The 18576-nt window shown below is 41.2% G+C and carries 19 protein-coding genes; 10 read left to right on the top strand and 9 right to left on the bottom strand.

Annotated features, from left to right (window positions below):
- Nucleotides 1–40: 40 nt before the first annotated feature.
- From nirC to nirB, 3 genes are all read right to left on the bottom strand, one after another.
- Complete coding sequence (nirC, locus tag VCASEI_RS17975; protein ID WP_086960096.1) at nucleotides 41–856, bottom strand: nitrite transporter NirC; 816 nt, start codon at nucleotides 854–856, stop codon at nucleotides 41–43.
- A gap of 166 nt (nucleotides 857–1022) precedes the next feature.
- Nucleotides 1023–1385: a nitrite reductase small subunit NirD gene (gene nirD, locus VCASEI_RS17970; protein ID WP_086960097.1), complete on the bottom strand. Its 363-nt coding sequence runs from the start codon at nucleotides 1383–1385 to the stop codon at nucleotides 1023–1025.
- Nucleotides 1385–3967 (bottom strand): nitrite reductase large subunit NirB, encoded by a 2583-nt coding sequence (nirB, locus tag VCASEI_RS17965; protein WP_089111035.1) that lies wholly within the window; start codon nucleotides 3965–3967, stop codon nucleotides 1385–1387. Before nirB ends, nirD begins: the two co-directional genes overlap by 1 nt.
- 172 nt (nucleotides 3968–4139) lie before the next feature.
- On the opposite strand from nirB, the gene VCASEI_RS17960 reads away from it, so the two are divergent.
- From VCASEI_RS17960 to VCASEI_RS17935, 6 genes are all read left to right on the top strand, one after another.
- Nucleotides 4140–4676, top strand: a complete 537-nt coding sequence (locus VCASEI_RS17960; protein WP_086960099.1) for a glutathione peroxidase — start codon at nucleotides 4140–4142, stop codon at nucleotides 4674–4676.
- Between the two features lie 218 nt (nucleotides 4677–4894).
- Complete coding sequence (gene kduI, locus VCASEI_RS17955; RefSeq protein ID WP_086960100.1) at nucleotides 4895–5734, top strand: 5-dehydro-4-deoxy-D-glucuronate isomerase; 840 nt, start codon at nucleotides 4895–4897, stop codon at nucleotides 5732–5734.
- Between the two features lie 38 nt (nucleotides 5735–5772).
- A complete protein-coding gene (locus tag VCASEI_RS17950) occupies nucleotides 5773–6762 on the top strand; it encodes a TRAP transporter substrate-binding protein (protein WP_086960101.1) in 990 nt (329 codons plus the stop codon).
- A 52-nt stretch (nucleotides 6763–6814) separates the two neighbouring features.
- Nucleotides 6815–7336, top strand: a complete 522-nt coding sequence (locus VCASEI_RS17945; protein ID WP_086960102.1) for a TRAP transporter small permease — start codon at nucleotides 6815–6817, stop codon at nucleotides 7334–7336.
- A gap of 19 nt (nucleotides 7337–7355) precedes the next feature.
- A complete protein-coding gene (locus VCASEI_RS17940) occupies nucleotides 7356–8663 on the top strand; it encodes a TRAP transporter large permease (protein WP_086960103.1) in 1308 nt (435 codons plus the stop codon).
- A 129-nt stretch (nucleotides 8664–8792) separates the two neighbouring features.
- Nucleotides 8793–9545 (top strand): IclR family transcriptional regulator, encoded by a 753-nt coding sequence (locus VCASEI_RS17935; RefSeq protein ID WP_086960104.1) that lies wholly within the window; start codon nucleotides 8793–8795, stop codon nucleotides 9543–9545.
- Between the two features lie 81 nt (nucleotides 9546–9626).
- On the opposite strand, the gene VCASEI_RS17930 is transcribed toward VCASEI_RS17935, so the two are convergent.
- From VCASEI_RS17930 to napF, 6 genes are all read right to left on the bottom strand, one after another.
- Nucleotides 9627–9764, bottom strand: a complete 138-nt coding sequence (locus VCASEI_RS17930; protein WP_086960105.1) for a TIGR02808 family protein — start codon at nucleotides 9762–9764, stop codon at nucleotides 9627–9629.
- Between the two features lie 24 nt (nucleotides 9765–9788).
- Entirely contained in the window at nucleotides 9789–10364 is a 576-nt protein-coding gene (locus tag VCASEI_RS17925) for a NapC/NirT family cytochrome c (RefSeq protein WP_086960106.1), read from the bottom strand.
- A 66-nt stretch (nucleotides 10365–10430) separates the two neighbouring features.
- On the bottom strand, nucleotides 10431–10916 hold the full coding sequence (locus VCASEI_RS17920) for a nitrate reductase cytochrome c-type subunit (protein ID WP_086960107.1): 486 nt from the start codon (nucleotides 10914–10916) through the stop codon (nucleotides 10431–10433).
- Nucleotides 10917–10962: 46 nt separating this feature from the next.
- Complete coding sequence (napA, locus tag VCASEI_RS17915) at nucleotides 10963–13455, bottom strand: periplasmic nitrate reductase subunit alpha (RefSeq protein WP_086960108.1); 2493 nt, start codon at nucleotides 13453–13455, stop codon at nucleotides 10963–10965.
- Between the two features lie 58 nt (nucleotides 13456–13513).
- Complete coding sequence (locus VCASEI_RS17910; protein WP_086960109.1) at nucleotides 13514–13789, bottom strand: chaperone NapD; 276 nt, start codon at nucleotides 13787–13789, stop codon at nucleotides 13514–13516.
- A 16-nt stretch (nucleotides 13790–13805) separates the two neighbouring features.
- On the bottom strand, nucleotides 13806–14291 hold the full coding sequence (gene napF / locus VCASEI_RS17905) for a ferredoxin-type protein NapF (protein WP_258954848.1): 486 nt from the start codon (nucleotides 14289–14291) through the stop codon (nucleotides 13806–13808).
- 294 nt (nucleotides 14292–14585) lie between these two features.
- On the opposite strand from napF, the gene narQ reads away from it, so the two are divergent.
- From narQ to VCASEI_RS17885, 4 genes are all read left to right on the top strand, one after another.
- Nucleotides 14586–16337: a nitrate/nitrite two-component system sensor histidine kinase NarQ gene (narQ, locus tag VCASEI_RS17900; RefSeq protein WP_086960111.1), complete on the top strand. Its 1752-nt coding sequence runs from the start codon at nucleotides 14586–14588 to the stop codon at nucleotides 16335–16337.
- A complete protein-coding gene (locus tag VCASEI_RS17895; protein ID WP_086960112.1) occupies nucleotides 16324–16950 on the top strand; it encodes a response regulator in 627 nt (208 codons plus the stop codon). Before narQ ends, VCASEI_RS17895 begins: the two co-directional genes overlap by 14 nt.
- A 61-nt stretch (nucleotides 16951–17011) precedes the next feature.
- Nucleotides 17012–17710 (top strand): riboflavin synthase subunit alpha, encoded by a 699-nt coding sequence (locus VCASEI_RS17890; RefSeq protein ID WP_086960113.1) that lies wholly within the window; start codon nucleotides 17012–17014, stop codon nucleotides 17708–17710.
- A gap of 166 nt (nucleotides 17711–17876) precedes the next feature.
- A complete protein-coding gene (locus VCASEI_RS17885) occupies nucleotides 17877–18560 on the top strand; it encodes a hypothetical protein (protein ID WP_089111036.1) in 684 nt (227 codons plus the stop codon).
- Nucleotides 18561–18576 lie beyond the last annotated feature (16 nt).

The raw sequence follows: 18576 nt of genomic DNA, 5'->3' as shown, positions 1-18576 counted from the left end.
CCGAGACCCGAGACCCGAGACTCAGGTTTAGGTTAGATCATTATGCTTTGACTGGTTTAGTGGCCGTTTCAGCCGTTTTTTCAAATACTGGACGCTCTGTTTTTGGAGTCGCTAACCAGTAACCCACCGCCATAAAGATAGCACCAGAAACGATATTACCTAATGATACCCATAATAGGTTATGCCAGATACCACCTAGAGTGAACGCATCTGAATGGTTGCCGAAATAAGAAAGTGCAAAGATAGTCATGTTAGCAATTGAGTGCTCAAACCCTGCGCCGATGAAAGCCAATAAACACCACCAGATCGCGATGAATTTACCAGTACCTTCAACACGTTGACACATCCAAATCGCTAGACATACTAACCAGTTACATAGAATGCCTTTAAAAAATAGTACGCTAGCAGGCGCCGCTGTTTTACCTAGGGCTGCTGCGTGTAAGAAGCTTTTTGCATCCGGTAGAAGATTACCGCCGCCAGCAAGGAAGAATAGGTAAGCGACCAATACTGAGCCGATTAAGTTACCTAGCCAAGTTTGTGGCAAGATGCGCGCGTTATCTTTCCAAGACACTTGGCCGGTTAATGCGCCAAATGCCAAAAACATAGTGTGACCGGTGAACAGTTCAGAGCCTGCAATGATCACCAATGTTAATGCGATACCAAAAGTTGCGCCCATTACTAGCGGACGAATAGAAGGATCAACAAGGTTTCCGAAAGTGAAAATTAAAATAATGCCGATGCCGACATAAGCGCCCGCCATCGCTGAGCTAATCCAAAAACCCAGTGGGTTATTATCAGCAAGCTTGACGATACGAGCCGCGTTGTTCGAGCACTTTTTAATGGTGTCTGCGTACATAGTGATTTCCTACAAAAGTTAAAATTAAAGTTTGAATACTGATAGCGATTCGGGATTGAAAGAGAATCGCTATGGGTATGGAAACTTTTTTAACGGAGCTCGTTTATCGAATCTCGTTTCTCGAAAGGGCAGTCCGAGAAACGAGTCACGAGATTTCGAAAACCGTTTACGCTTTCACCTCAATCTCATTACCTTTCACACGAATCTCATAGGCTTCTACGCTCATGGTTTCATCTTCAAGACAACGACCGGTTTCTAGGTTGAAGCGTTGTTTTTTCAGTGGGCTGGCCACCCAAAGCTCACCATCGTGTTCACAGATTAAACCGCGAGATAATACGTTCGATTGAGCAAACGGATCCATGTTGTTGATGGCGAAGAGCTGCTCATCAAAACGTGGACGGAAGATCGCAACTTGCTTACCGTTGACTAGGGCACAAACCCCAGTTTTTGGCGTGATGTCGCTGAGCGCACAGACTTTTACCCAACTAGGTTTATGATTTTTTTGATTCGTATTTGGTTGACTAGTCATTACGCTTCCTCCGTTACTTTTTTATCGTTTAGGTCGGTGTGTAGGATGTCACCACGTAAGTGCGGGTGTTTTTCAGTAAATGTCGCAGGGCGGTGTTGTTCACGTTCAGGAACAAATACCACGTTTTCATCGCGCGCATCGCTGTTGATGAAGTGAGCAAAACGGGTTAACTGGCTTTCATCATTAATCGTGTCAGTCCACTCACAGGTGTAGCTGTCGACTAGTGTTTGTACGTCTTTCTCAAGTTGCTCATTGATGCCTAATGTGTCATCGACAATTACTTTACGTAGGTAGTCTACGCCGCCTTCTAGGTTTTCTAGCCATACTGATGTACGTTGTAATTTATCCGCAGTACGGATGTAGAACATCATGAAACGGTCGATGTATTTGATTAGGGTTTCTTTATCTAAATCAGAAGCCAGTAGGTCACCGTGACGAGGATTCATACCGCCGTTACCGCCTACATACATGTTCCAACCTGCGTCGGTGGCAATAATACCTAAATCTTTGCCTTGAGCTTCCGCACATTCACGAGTACAGCCAGACACACCGAACTTCATCTTGTGAGGGGTACGAATGCCTTTGTAACGGTTTTCTAAGTACGAACCTAGTTCAACACTATCTTGCACGCCGAAACGACACCAAGTGCTGCCTACGCAGGTTTTCGCCATACGCAGTGCTTTGGCATAGGCTTGACCCGTTTCATAACCCGCTTCGATGAGTTTTTTCCAGATGGCAGGAAGGTCATCTTTTTGCGCGCCGAATAAACCAATACGCTGTGCACCGGTGATCTTGGTGTAAAGATTGTATTCTGCTGCAACATTGGCCAGTGCCGCTAGCGCTTGAGGTGTTACTTCACCGCCTGCCATACGAGGGATAACAGAGTAAGTGCCATCTTTTTGCATGTTGCCAAGGAAGTTGTCATTGGTATCTTGCAGGCCAACGTGTTGTGGTTTTAATACGTGATCGCCCCAGCAAGACGCTAAGATAGAGCCAACCGTTGGCTTACATACTTCACAGCCATAACCGTGACCGTGTTTTTCAAGTAGTTGATCGAATGAACGAATGCCTTCAATGCGGCATAGGTGGAATAGCTCTTGGCGAGAATATTCGAAATGCTCACAGATATGATTTTTAACTTCAATACCGGCTTTGGTTAATTCTGCGTTTAGTACTTGGGTGATCATTGGTACACAACCACCACAACCTGTACCGGCTTTGGTGACCATTTTGATATCACCTAGCGTGGTGTGGCCTTCGGCAACCGCGGCAGCAATTTTGCCTTTCGTCACATCAAAACAAGAACAGATTACCGCTGAATCAGGTAGTGCATCGGCACCCATTGATGGTTTTTCTGCGCCAGCATGAGCAGGCAGAATTAAGGTGTCTGGATGCTCAGGTAGATCCATATCATTCAAGTGCAGCTGTAGTAGGTTGCCGTAATCAGACGTATCGCCAACTAATACTGCACCGAGAAGCTTCTTGTTGTCTGCAGATACGATCAAGCGCTTATACACGTCTTCTTCATCGTTTTGGTAAACAAAGCTCTTACAGTTTGGGGTACGGCCGTTTGCATCACCAATACTACCCACTTTTACGCCCAGTAATTTCAGTTTGGCACTCATGTCTGCACCAGTGAATTGGCTTTCTGTATTGCCTAGTAGGTGGTCAACCGCCACTTGTGCCATTTTGTAACCTGGAGCCACTAAGCCAAAGAAGATGCCATTCCAAGAAGCACATTCACCAACTGCGTAGATATCTGGATCAGAGGTTTGGCAGTTATCGTTAATGGCGATTCCGCCGCGTGGGCCAATTTCTAATTCTGCTTGGCGAGACAGGCGGTCTTGAGGGCGAATACCCGCAGAGAACACGATAAAGTCGACTTCTAAATCGGTGCCATCTGCAAACTTCATGGTGTTACGGGCGCTGTCACCTTGAGGTAAGATCTCTAATGTATTTTTGCTGGTATGAACTTGTACGCCCATACGTTCAATTTTGTTGCGTAGCTTTAAGCCGCCTTGTAGATCAAGCTGTTCTGCCATTAAAACAGGAGCAAATTCAATCACGTGAGTTTGAACGCCTAATGCTTTTAAAGCGCCAGCGGCTTCAAGACCAAGCAAGCCACCGCCGATCACCGCGCCGCTTTTGCTTTTTTTCGCGGTCGTTTCTATTGCTTTGAGATCTTCGATGGTACGGTAAACAAAACAGTCTTTGCTTTCGTTGCCTTTGATTGGCGGCACAAATGGGTAAGAGCCAGTTGCCATGATCAGCTTGTCATATTGAACTTCGCGACCAGAGTTTGAATACACGGTTTTGTTTTCACGGCTAATATTAATAGCACGTTCACCAATTAAGACTTTGATACCATGTTTTTGATAAAAGCCTTCTTTTACTAAAGAAAGTTCATCAGCCGTGTGGTGGGAGAAATATGAAGACAGATGAACTCGGTCATAAGCAACGCGTGGTTCTTCACAAAATGCGGTGATTTCGTATTGGTTTAAGTCACCTTTTTCGACGACATCTTCGATAAAGCGATGGCCAACCATGCCGTTACCGATGATGACGAGTTTGATCTTATTCATATATATTTCGCCCATAAAAATAAATTAACTATGGCCATCATGGAGAAACCAAAAACAGAGAATACTGATTCAAATCAAGTTAACACTCAAATAACCCTAAAGTGGTATCACTAAAGGGTGGGTAAAAGATTAATGTTTAAATATTATTTCTATATAAATCAAGGGGTAGAAAATGAATGTACATGACTTTAAAGTAAAGTCGGTATCCGGCGATCTGGTGGATTTATCTCAATATCAAGGAAAAATATTACTGATCGTGAATATCGCGACCAAATGTGGCCTTACCCCTCAATTGGAAGGTCTTGAAAAACTCTATAAAGCATACAAAGACAAAGGGGTTGAAGTGCTCGGCTTTCCTTGTAACCAGTTTTTGGAGCAATCGCCAGAAGATGATCAAGGCATTATGGATTTCTGTCAGGTGAATTATGGAGTGAGTTTTACCAACTTTGCCAAAATTGAAGTCAATGGCCCAGATGCCGACCCATTATTTAAGCATTTGAAAATGCAGCGTCATGAAGATAAATCCAATGATGCCTCTGAAGGCTTGCTTGAAAAACTCACCTCCATTGGCCAAGTGTTTGGTGATGGTGAGCTTAAATGGAATTTCACTAAGTTTTTAGTGGATGCGGATGGTAATGTGGTTGAGCGCTACTCTCCGACCTATTTGGCTGAGGAGTTAGCGGAGGAAATTGATAAACACCGAAAGTAATCAATACGAGATATTGAAACCGCCTATTATTAGGCGGTTTTTTTGTCGTGTGGTTCATTCTTTCTATAGGAAATCAGTGAACATGATCAACTTCAAATAAAGAAACAGCTTTTCAATAAAAATGCAACCATGGGTCACAATTCTATTTTTTCATATATGAAGTTGATTGATCGTATATAAATAATCGTTAATCTTTAGCCACCACTAAGGAGAAATCGATGTTTATTAATTACAACAGTAACCCAACGGATGCCAAAAGTTATGATACTTCTCGACTAAGAGAAGAGTTTCTTACGGAAGATTTATTTCAAGATAACCAAGTTAAGGTTGTGTATAGCCACATTGATCGAATCGTTGCGATGGGGGTTTGTCCAACTGAGCAAGTGTTAAAGCTTGATGATGTGATGGACAAGAAAGCCTTCGGCACCGATTTCTTTTTAGAGCGTCGTGAACTAGGGATCTTAAACTTAGGGGCAAAAGGCGTGGTTCGCTGTAAAGGTGAAACATATACGTTGGAATACCTTGATGTTTTATACCTAGGAAAAGGCGAAGAAAACATTGAATTTGAATCATCCGACTCAGCTGAACCTACATCATTCTACTGCCTAAGCGCTCCTGCACATCATACTTATCCATCTCGCATTATTCGCCGTGAAGATGCAAAGAGAGTTGAGCTCGGCTCACAAGAAAATGCCAACGACCGCATTATTACTCAATACCTTCACCCAGACGTATTACCAACGTGTCAATTATGCATGGGGGTAACGCATCTTAAGCCGGGTAGTGTTTGGAATACCATGCCAGCGCACACCCATGAGCGCCGAATGGAAGCGTACCTTTACTTCAATGTGAAGCCTTCACAAGTGGTCTTCCACTTTATGGGGGAACCACAAGAGACTCGCCACATTATTGTTCGTGATAAGCAGTTAGTGCTGTCACCAAGTTGGTCGATTCACTCTGGTTGCGGAACACAAAATTACAGCTTCGTCTGGGGAATGGTTGGAGAAAACCAAACCTTTGATGATATGGATTTTGTCGATATGAATTCAATTAAATAATGAATAGTAAATAATAAAAATTATATGGAGAGAATGATATGTTTACTCGTACCTCATTGAAAAAAGCAACATTGGCAGCGGTTATTGGTAGCGCGCTGGGAATGTCTTCACTCGTTAATGCGGCGACAGAAATTAAAGCAGCATTTAACCAGTCAAACCAACATCCTCAATATGTTGCACTGCAAGGTGTAGCTGAAAAATTAGAAAGGAAAACCGAAGGTCGCTATAAACTTTCGATTTTTCCAAACGAACTACTAGGTGACCAACGTGCAGCACTAGAGCTAGTACAAATGGGCTCAGTTCAAATGGCGGTTGTAGCAAACCCATTGGTTGAAAACTACGATAAAACGTTCCGAGTGATCGGTATGCCATATATTTATACCGGCCCTGATCACCAAGAGAAAGTTTTTACCTCTGGCATGCTTGATGAGCTTTTTGCTTCAACGAATAAGTTTGGTTTTGAAGTATTAACTGCTTATACCGCAGGCGCTCGTAGCATGTACACCAAGAAAGGTCCGATTAACACCATCGAAGACATGAAAGGTGAAAAAATCCGTGTTATGCAATCTGACACTATGATCAAAATGTTGTCTTGCATGGGCGGCACCGGTGTAGCAATGGGGCAAGGTGAAGTGTACAGCGCCATTCAACAAGGCGTTCTTGATGGTGCGGAAAATAATGAAATTACCTATGCAGATTTGAAGCAATATGAAGTCGCGCCTTACTTCTCTTCAACTCGTCACTTAATGGTGCCTGATTTGGTGGTGATGAGTACGGATTTCCTTGCTTCGATGCCAAAAGCAGATCGCGATATTTTGGTTAACCTAGTCAAAGAAAGTACCAAAATTGAGTTTGAACTTTGGAATAAGCAAATTTCAGAAGCGAAAGCGATTGCTCAATCTAAAGGCGCGAAATTTAATGATGTGGATATTAAACCATTCCAAGAAAGCTGTAAGAGCCTGCAGGACAGCTTAATTGAAACGCCAGCGCAAAAAGAACTCTTTAAGCAAATTACAGAGCTGAAATAAAAACCAATATGGCTGGATAGAATGTATCCAGCCTTTTTTAAGGTAAAGAGACATGTTAAGTGGTAATGAATCTAAATTATTATTGGCGATGAATAAGGTTAAATTCCTCGTTGATAAACTGATTTCTTGGGCATGCATCGCGATTGTTGGCGCTATGACGGCATTGGTGACATACCAAGTTATTTCACGGTATTTATTTGATAGTCCTAGTGGTGTGAGTGAGGTGTTGTCTAGGTATTTATTTATTTGGTTGATCTTTTTAGGTAGTGCTTATGTTTTTGGTTTGCGTGAACACATGAGCATTACTTTTGTTAAAGATAAATTTTCGGAAAAAACTAAAATCTATCTCGATATGTTTATTGAGCTTGTCATCGTAGTCTTTGGCTTTTCTATTATGGTTTTTGGTGGCTACAACACGGCAGTAAGACAAATGTGGCAGCAAGATTCGGCATTGCAAATCCCAATGGGGACGATTTACTCGGTTATCCCAATCAGTGGTGCAATCATTTTATTTTATTTCTTGTGCCATGAGATCGGTTTTATTTCTCGCCTTAAAGCATTAAAACAAAAATAATAAATAGAAGGAAATAGCAATGGATATGGCACTTCTTGCCGCACTGATCATGTTCGGTGGTGTGGTCTTTTTTCTTGTAATAGGTACGCCTATTAGTATCGCGGTAGGTATTTCATCTTTTGCGGCGATGTTGGTTATTCTACCAATGAAAGGTGCAATGCTGACTTCTGCTCAGCGAATGTTTGTTGGGTTAGACTCATTTGCTTTACTCGCAATTCCATTTTTCATACTGGCCGGCAACATAATGAATAATGGGGGGATCGCGATAAGGTTAATTAATTTCTCTAAGATCATCAGTGGCTTTTTCCCTGGTTCTTTAGTGCAAACCAACGTTGTATCAAACATGTTATTTGGTTCAATCAGTGGTTCTGGTGTGGCTTCGGCGGCAGCAGTCGGTGGCATCATGTCACCAATTCAGAAAAAAGAGGGTTATGACCCAGCATTTAGTACCGCGGTTAATATTGCTTCAGCGCCAACAGGTATGTTGATCCCGCCAAGTAATACATTGATTGTTTATGCAACGGTAGCGGGTAGTGTGTCAATTTCTGCTTTGTTTATGGGCGGCTATTTACCTGGTATTTTATGGGGCCTAAGTGTCATGATTATGGCTGGCTTTATGGCAAAACGCCGTGGTTATATTGCAAAACATAGCATGACATTAGCTGACTGCTGTAAAGTGACTATTGATGCGCTTCCAAGCTTATCGCTTATTGTAGTGGTGATTGGTGGGATACTAGGCGGGATTTTTACCGCAACAGAAGCTTCTGCCATTGCGGTCGTCTATTCATTGATTTTAAGTTTGGGCTATCGCTCACTTGATATTAAAAAATTGCCTGAGATATTTTTAAGTACGGCGAAAATGTCGGCAATTGTTATCTTCATGCTAGCAACGTCGTCAATCATGTCTTGGGTAATGGCATTTACTCAAATTCCAGCCATGATTGCGGATAATTTGCTATCGGTAACCGACAACCCAATTATTATTTTATTGATTATCAATGTGATCCTTTTGTTTGTCGGCACCTTTATGGACCCGACTCCAGCAGTACTTATCTTTACTCCAATCTTCTTGCCAATCTGTATGGCATTAGGAATGGATCCGGTTCAGTTTGGTATCTTATTAGTGTTTAACTTATCTCTTGGGACGATTACTCCACCGGTAGGGCCGATTCTCTTTACTGGTTGTAAGGTGAGTGGGATCAGTATTGACAGTGTGGTTCGTACATTATTGCCATTCTTCTTTGCGATATTCCTTGTCTTGATGCTAGTAACTTATGTTCCAGCTATATCGATGGCTATACCTGAAATGATGGGGTTGATTGGATAATTATAGTCTTGTTTAAAAACGTAAAGCTCCATTTGATATGGGGCTTTATTTTTATGTTCTTTTCAATGAGTGTGTTATGAAAGACAATAGATGTAGTTCGCTAGCATTCGTTAACCCAGTGGTGGAAACTTGGAACCAATACAAAAAACAGAATATCGGGCGCCTGCACTAGAGAAAGGTCTAGAAATATTAGAGTTACTAGCATGCCAAGCAGACCCATTAACTAAAAAACAAATCGCCACTCAACTTAATCGAAGCATTAATGAAATTTTTCGGATGTTGAGTGTTTTGGTTGAAAAGCAATACATTGAGTTTGATCCTGAAACCGCAAGCTATGCCTTAACCTTAAAGATGTTTGCTTTATCCAACCAATCGCCACCTATTGCGCTGTTACTAAAAAAAGCCGTACCTTTAATGGAAAAACTGAGTTATTCAGTGAACCAATCTTGCCATATTAGTCGTTATAGCAATGGCAAGTTGATCGTGATTGCAGGCCAAGAAAGCCCTTATAAAATGGGGTTTAGTTTGCGTATTGGGGCCGAATTAGATATCGGTGCATCCGGGTCTGGACTCGTATTGCTGAGCTTCAGTGATGAAGTTAAACGTGCAGAGATATTAGATAAACTTGATGGTTTAGCGCCGGAACACTTAGAAAAACTTTCCGCTATCGCAAAGAAAGGCTATTACATCGGAGAGAGCCCTCAAATATCAGGTGTTACCAATATCTCAGTACCTATTTTGGGTGTTTGGGGTGAAGTGATGGCAGTTATGACTATTCCTTATATGACGTTAAATTCGAAAACGGTTAATCATGATATTGCGGATATAGAAAAGACATGTGAAGAGTTGATAAAAGTGGCTGAAAAACTTCAGCAAAAATAGAAACAGTTTTGTTATTATTTTCAGGTAAAAGAAAACCCGCTCATTTTGAACTGAGCGGGTTTTTGTTTTTATAGTATCAATTTAATCTAACGTCTTATCTTTCGTTATCGACAATAACCAAATACAGATCACTGCCACGGCCACAAAGCCACCTAAAATAATGGTGGGTATGGCAGCATAACCTAGTATATGCCAGATAACGTATTCTAAAGTACTCATGCTTCTTCCTTCTTATCTGGTGACTTATTGCCAGCCTTCAACATCTCTCATATCGGGCAGTTTATGGGCAATCCCTTTATGACAATCTACACAGGTTTTATCGCCGTCCGCCAGTGCGGTAGAATGTTGCTTCACTGCGCGTGGCCCTTGCTCTGAGAAATCCATGTAGTTGAATTGGTGACAGTTACGACATTCTTTGGAGTCGTTGTCCTTCATTCGTTGCCATTCACGGTGGGCTAAATGACCACGGCGAGCTTTGAATTTTTCTTCTGTATCAATAGTGCCGATAAAGTTGTAAACCAATTCTTTTGATGCCTGTACTTTACGAACGATTTTATCTGTCCATTGATGCGGCACATGACAATCTGAACAGATAGCGCGAACCCCAGATCGGTTAGAGTAGTGAATGGTTTCACGTATCTCTTTTACTATTGGGGCATGACAGCCTGAACAAAATTCTTCGGTGTTGGTTGCTTCCATACCGGTGTTAAAAGCACCCCAGAAGAGTAAACCACCCATAAAGCCCATAAACAAGATCACACCTGCTGCGGCTTTACTTGGGGTCGATAAACGCTTCCAAAAGTTTTTTAATATTTTCATAGATTTTACTCTTAAGTCACTTTTTGAATGGCTTAGGTAAGGCAATACTTACCCAAGCCTAGCGTTTTATTTTTTTAACGAATCGACACTTTGGAAGTTATTCTCCACCAAAGGTTTGGCATCCGCTTGTGGTACATGACACTGCAAGCAGAAGTAGCGACGAGGCGATACGTCGGACAATACCGCATCTTGTCGGTTCACATAGTGGGTGACACTTATCTTTGTTGCGCCCATTTCTTTGGCATTTTTCCAACTATGACAAGAAAGACACTTATTGGCGTTTAAAGAGACTTCGTAGTTACGGATCGTATGTGGAATCAATGGTGGTTGATACACATAGTTACTGTCTAACTGGTGATCTTTAGGGAAGCGCTTAAAATCGTCTGCTGGGCGTGTCGATTCTATTTCGCTTGCACCACGTAACGACTGAACGCCACCAATACCACCAGGGTTTGTGACGACAGGCGTCGTTTTATCGCTGGCGTCTTCTGCTTGTACTGCACTGATGATCAGCACACTTGCTGCTATCAATGCCATGATGATTTTTTTCATAATCTTCTCCGATTTCTTTGAGTTTTAAATGCTAAATATTCAGCATTTAAACGCTGGCAATTTTTGTTATCTTCACAGGACATTTTTTATAGTCAGTCTGTTTGGATAGAGGATCTGTGGCATCTAAAATTAATTTATTAACCAGAATGCGAGCATCAAAGAACGGTACGAATACCAAGCCTTGTGGTGGGCGGTTACGACCACGAGTTTCAACACGGGCACGCACTTCACCACGTGGTGATTGAATGAGAACTTCATCGCCACGGCGTAGGTTGCGAGATTCTGCGTCATCAGGGTGAATGTAGCAATGGGCATCAGGTACTGCTTTGTAAAGCTCTGGAACACGACGTGTCATGGTGCCAGTATGCCAGTGCTCAAGCACACGACCAGTACATAACCACATGTCGTATTCTTTATTTGGTATTTCTGGTGGTGCTTCATACGGTGCTGAAATGATCAGTGCTTTACCATCGGGCTTACCGTAGAAGTCACGACCGGCACGTTTGGCGTATGGGTCGTATTCTGGATTAAAGCGCCATAACGTTTCTTTGCCATCAACAACCGGCCAACGCAAGCCGCGAACGGTGTGGTATACATCGTATGGTGCTAAGTCATGGCCATGACCACGACCAAACGTGGCGTATTCTTCAAATAGGCCTTTTTGAACGTAGAAACCTGCTGATTTGGCATCATCATTTAGTTCTTGTGCTTCAGTCAGTGGGAATTTATCCACATTACCGTTGCGGAATAAAATGTCGTACATGGTTTTGCCGCGAAGCTCTGGTGCTTTTATCATGAGTTCTTCATCCCATACTTCTTCAATTTTGAAGCGTTTTGAGAATTCCATGATCTGCCAAAGGTCAGAACGAGCACCTTCAACAGGAGAAACTTGTTGATACCAAGCTTGAGTACGACGCTCAGCATTACCGTAAGCTCCTTCTTTTTCTACCCACATTGCTGTTGGAAGAATAAGGTCAGAAGCTTGCGCGGTTACGGTTGGGTACGGATCTGAACAAACAATAAAGTTTTCAGGGTTACGGTAACCCGGTAAACGTTCAGTATTAATGTTCGGTCCGGCTTGCATGTTATTGTTACACATTACCCAGTAAGCGTTTAGTACACCATCATTCAGCATGCGATCTTGTTGTACCGCATGGAAACCCGGTTTTGGCGGAATCGTCCCTTCTGGTAGTTTCCAAATTTTTTCGGCAATTTTACGGTGAGCCGGGTTTGCGACCACGAGATCGGCAGGTAGACGGTGTGAGAAGGTACCCACTTCACGAGCCGTACCACAAGCTGAAGGTTGACCTGTTAATGAGAATGGGCTGTTGCCCGGTTCTGAAATTTTACCGGTTAACAGGTGTAGGTTGTACACCAAGCTTTGCATCCAAACACCACGAGTGTGTTGGTTCATCCCCATGGTCCAAAGTGACATTACCTTGGTTTTTGGATCGGCGTATTGTTTTGCTAACGAGATTAAGTCTTCAGGTAGAACCCCAGACATTTCAGATGCTTTTTCTACGGTGTAAGGTGCTACCGATTTTTTGTATTCTTCAAATGAGATGTTTGTCATGTCGCCAGAATTTGGATGTTTGGCTTTCATTTGAAGTGGATTGTCATCACGCAATCCATAACCAATATCGGTTTGAGCTTGCTTGAAGTGAGTGTGTTTATTAACAAAGTCCCAGTTAACTGCATCATTTTGAATGATGTAGTTGGCCACGAAGTTAGCAATTGCAAGGTCTGATTGAGGATGGAAAATCATGCCTTTATCGGCTAATTCAAAGCTGCGATGGTAGTAAGTTGAAAGGACATTCACCTTAACATGAGGATGACTTAAACGGCGGTCGGTGATACGAGTCCATAATACAGGGTGCATTTCGGCCATGTTGGAGCCCCAAAGCACGAATGAATCTGCGTGTTCGAAGTCATCATAACAACCCATTGGTTCATCGATACCAAAGGTACGCATAAATCCAACTACCGCAGAAGCCATACAGTGGCGGGCATTCGGGTCGATATTGTTTGAACGGAAACCGGCTTTCATCAACTTAGAAGCCGCGTAACCTTCCATCACTGTCCATTGACCAGAACCAAACATGCCAACGCTCGTTGGGCCTTTTTCTTTAATGGCTTTTTTGAATTTCTCTGCCATCACATCGAAAGCTTGATCCCAAGATACTGGAGAAAATTCACCATCTTTGTTGTATTCACCATTTTTCATGCGAAGTAATGGCGTTGTTAAGCGATCTTTACCGTACATAATTTTTGATAGAAAGTAGCCTTTAATACAGTTAAGGCCTTTGTTTACTGGCGCTTCAGGATCGCCTTGTGTTGCCACTACTCGGCCTTTTTGAGTACCGACTAAAACAGAACAACCAGTACCACAAAAGCGGCACGGTGCTTTGTCCCATTTAATCGCGGTTTCTTCCGAACTGACAATTAAGTTAGTAGCGGAAGCTGGGAGGCTAATCCCTGCGACTGCGGCTGCAGAAGCGGCTGCATTTGCTTTAACAAACGCACGTCTTGTCATTTTCATACATCACCCTCAGGTTTTTAATCCAGTGTTGACCTAAAATGTCGGTCTTTAATTCTTATTATTCAGTTGTCTTTGCTTCATCATCTAGGTCGGTTTCGATCTGATGAAAAACTAAAGCAGTACTTAATACATGGTTGAGTTGGTTAATAGCATCGATGGTGTCGGTAATGTAACCTTGATTCTGGGTTTCAATGACGACGACCAATTTTCCTTCTTCGCTTTCACCGTAAATCTCAGCACCATCAAACGATTCAATGGTTTGTTTAATGGCGGCTAAATGTTGTGGAACAACATGAACAACTAAACTTGAAATATGAACTTCATTAAGTGACATCAGTGTTCTCTTAAATTTAAGTGTGTTTGATTGTGATGGCGGAGGTTGGACAAACCGAGACACATGCGCCACACCCGGTACAATCAGGTAATTGAATGTGTGGTTGAGCAACCGATCCTACTGCCAATTTAAATTGGATCGCGAAAGGCTCACAACTGTCCCCACAACTTCGACAATCGATGTTTTTTTTCGCTAAGCAACTATCCTCAATATGGGCTTTTGCTTGCCATGCTGGTTGTGTTTTCGGGTTAAATAATGGTTCAGGGCAAACCTCTGCACACTGGTAACAAAAGGTGCATTCGCCTTGTTGAAAATCGACACGAGGAAACCCCCCATCGGATGGCTGAATGATCTTTGTTGGACATGCTTTTACGCACTGGCCACATTGGGTGCATAAATCACTAAACAGGGATTCTTTTATCCAAGGTAGTGACGGCTTATCTGATAAATTTCGACGAGTAAAAAGTTGGCGTCTTGAATGATTGAGTGAAGAATGTGTCAAACCAAATCCTTTGTCGAAAATATTGCAATTGAATGCATTAACCATGTTTTTAATAACTGAAAATAGATGTTAAAACCTTAAAAAACCAAAAAATAGAAGCCTTTAATAACCCAACTAAAATTGTAGTTTTAATAAGTAAAGCTTAAATACCCACAAAGGGGTAATTAAGGGGTAGACTTGTTTTAGATCAATTAAATATGTGCACAAACTTCACACATATTTGAATGCTTCAAGTAACATGAAGTATAGAGCGGATTGAGATAAGCCAAGGTTTAGTATTATTATGGTGATTGAGTGAATGTAGCGTTAAAGTCAAACCAATTTTCAAGCCCTAAAAAACCTATTGCTTCAACGATAGCAAAGGGGCTAACTTCCATTTTGATTTTGGCGTTATTTACGACAGGTGTGGCCTTGTTAACCTTGTCTTATAGTTTAAAAGATGCGGAAATTATTAATGTTGCGGGTTCGTTACGCATGCAAAGTTATCGGCTTGCGTATGACGTACAGATTCAATCCCCACAATTATCAAAGCACATCACCTTATTTGATGAGTCATTACGCTCGCCAGCTATGATGTCTTTAGACAGTATTTTTGTACCGATCAAAATTCAGGAGCAATATCAATCCATCTTAGTGCTTTGGCAAGATTTGTCTCATCAGTTACAGTCGAAAAATAAAAAAAATTATTCCGATCAGATCGAAGGTGTAGTTCAGAAAATTGATCACTTTGTATTGGCTTTGCAGTATTTTTCTGAACATAAGTTAAAAATGCTGGCGTGGGTTGGTGGGATCTGCCTTGGTTTTATTTTTCTGATCACAGTGTGGATCATACGTTTTGCTCAAAACAAGGTAGTAAATCCACTGACTCAATTAGTGAGGGCGAGCCAAGATATTCAAAACCGAAAGTTTGATATTGATTTAAATATTAACAATGATACGGAGTTAGAGGTACTGGCGCTGTGTTATGAAAATATGGCGAAAGAACTGGCAGTTTTATATCAAAACTTAGAGCAAGCGGTAGATGAAAAAACCGTTGAGTTGCAGCAAGCGAATAACGCTTTACAAATGTTATATAATTGCTCTAAAGCCTTATCCAGCTCTCGATTAGGCCTTTCCGACTTCCAAGAAGTGCTTAATGATTACAAGAAAATTGATGGAATTGTTGCTTGCCAACTTTTGGTTGAAGAGAAGGGCGGTGGGCATATTGAATTACTATCAGGGCAGGTAACCGATTTACCTTGGGTTAGTTATTCATTACAAGTGGGCGATATGAGTTTGGGGGAATTACGTTGGCAGCAAAATAAAACACACCCCGAGCGTAAATTAATGGAAAGTTTAGGGCGGATTGTGGCTCGTGCTCTTTTCTTTAACCACAATCAAAAACAGACAGAGCAACTTATTTTAATGGAAGAACGGGCGACCATTGCCCGTGAGCTTCATGATTCTTTAGCCCAATCTTTATCTTATTTAAAAATACAAATTACGTTACTTAAGAGAAATTTAAATCAAGAGATTTGCCAGAAACGTTGCTTGGTTGCCATTAATATTATCCAAGATGTGGATGAGGTTCTGGCTCAAGCCTACACACAGTTACGTGAATTACTCAGTACCTTTCGCTTGCAAATTGAAGAGGCCGATTTTGGCGAAGCATTACAACAAATGTTGAAACCTTTAAGAGTGCAAACACAAGCCAGTTTACAAGTGGATAACCAACTGCTTTCTATTGAGCTTGATGCTCAGCAACAAGTCCATCTTTTACAATTTATTCGTGAAGCGGTTTTAAATGCCGTTAAACATGCTAATGCTAAACATATTAACGTGGAATGTTACGCCAAAACTCATGCTATTCATGTGAAGATTCATGACGATGGCATTGGATTTGACCCCACTGAGCCTAAGCTTAATCATTATGGTTTGTCTATTATGCGAGAGCGAGCCTCACGGTTAGATGCACACTACGATTTTCATTCTCAAATAGGTAAAGGCTGCCAAATAACTTTAACAATGAATATTGAACCAAAGGAAAACCACGATGACGATAAGTAAGATTTTATTGGTCGATGATCACCCATTAATGCGTCGAGGAATTGGTCAGTTACTTGGGTTAGAAGATTGTTTTGATATTGTCGGCGAAGCCAGTAATGGTGTCGAGGCAATTGCATTAGCCAATGAGTTTCAACCTGATATGATTCTTCTTGATTTGAATATGAAAGGAATGTCGGGTCTTGATACATTAAAAGTGCTACGTAAAGAGGGCATTGACAGTCAAATTATTATTTTGACTGTCTCAGATAACCGAGCAGATATTGATGCATTAATAAAAGCACAAGCCGATGGTTATTTGCTAAAAGATACCGAACCTGATGATCTGATTGCGTTGCTAAAACAAGCCCGAAAAGGTGAGACGGTTTACAGTGAATTAGTAAAAGAGCACTTAGCCACCAGAGATGATCGTGAAAATTTGCTTGATCAATTGACTGACCGAGAAATGCAAATTCTTAAAGAAGTGGCAAAAGGATATCGTAACAAGCAAATTGCTGATCATTTATTTATTTCGGAGTCAACGGTAAAAGTACATATGAAAAGTTTATTGAAAAAGCTTAAAGTGGCTTCTAGAACCGCCGCTACCATATTATATTTGGATGCTTACGGGTCGTAGAGTCATCGGTTTTTTGAACCACGTTTTTATCTGCTTTTTTTATAATTATAAAGGTCTAACTATGTTTACTGGGATAGTTCAAGCGATTGCCATCATTACACAAGTGTCGGATGAGCAAGGCATTCGAACGTTTGAAATTCAGTTTCCAACGGGCTTTTGTCAAGGTGTTGAAGTGGGTGCCAGCGTTGCTATTGATGGGGTCTGTTTAACCGTAACGGACATATTATCATCAGAAATATTGAGGTTTGATGTGATGATAAAAAGTTTACAAATTACAACCTTAAATACTTTTACACTTGGTAGCAGAGTGAATGCTGAGCGCGCTGCAAAAGATGGAGCTGAAATTGGTGGGCATCCCCTTTCTGGGCATGTAGATTTTAAAGCGATGGTGTTAGATGTTTCTCATATTGAAGAAAACTACCGCATCCGCATTGGTATTGACGATCATTGGAAACGCTATATTTTCCCTAAAGGTTACATTGCGATTAATGGCGCCAGTTTAACTATTTCAGATGTCGATAAAAAAGCCGGTTGGTTTGATGTTTGGTTGATCCCTGAAACCCGTCGAATGACAACGTTTGAAGATCAACAAAGTGGTGCCGTTTTAAATATCGAAATTGAAAGAAGCACTCAAGTATTAGTTGATACAGTTCGAGATACCTTAGAAGAAAATTTAGGTAAATGGTTACCTGCCATTGAAGCGCTATTAGAACAGTCAGGCGTTTCTCTCCATGATCTGGCGAAGCCTAAGAGTAAATAATAAGCAGTAAATCATCACCACTAATGATTTAATTCGGCCTATTATTTTCTTTGTTTATTGATTTTAGCGAAATGACGAAAAATTAACCTTAATAATACAATGGTTTCTGACATTTTTCGAGACAGGAGTATCCTTATGTTTCTATAAGGATCTATTGGGCTAAGTAATGCTCAATAATGAAAAGAAATTAAAACAACAAACACTTATTTTAAGCGCTATTGTCACAGTACTGATCACTCTATTTTTCTTCTTTCATGAATATGGGGCCTTAAAAAATCGGATTAAAACCGATATTTTGCCAAGTGCGGCGTATGAATTGAATAATGTTGCATTTAATACACAAACTCAATTTCAATTTCTACAGTTTACTTCGGTTCATCATGATTCTTTATCTGAGCAATTTCACCCATTGGATGAAAAGCCAGAGAATGCGAATAAGTGTTTGGATACCATTGTCACCAATCCTGAAACCATGGAATTTGTTAACCGCAAAGTGATGCAAGCAGGGGAAGTGGATAACCATGATGGTGTGCTATTGGGCAGTGGTAATATTAAAAACTATTCTAATGAAGAATTAAGTCTACTGTGTACCGTAATGTCATCTTCTCCGACGAATTCGGAACTATTACGTTTAGTGAGAACTAATCCTAAAATCCCCTCACTTTATTACTTTGTTGCAAAATCAAGTGATTATGTCGTTTTACTTAATACATCAACTAATCAAGCATCTTTAAAGCAATATAAAACACCCCATGTGAAAACAACGTATAAAAAATCTCTTGATGAAAATGTCATCTATTGGATAACGGTGCCTTATGGTGATGAGGTGACAAGACAATCGGCTCTTTAATTTGTTAAAAATGTCG

Origin of the sequence: Vibrio casei (genome assembly GCF_002218025.2) — a bacterium.
In the GTDB taxonomy this organism is placed as follows: Bacteria; Pseudomonadota; Gammaproteobacteria; order Enterobacterales; family Vibrionaceae; genus Vibrio; species Vibrio casei.
Note: the sequence above shows the minus strand (reverse complement) of the source record. Positions and strands in the feature narration are given on the sequence as shown.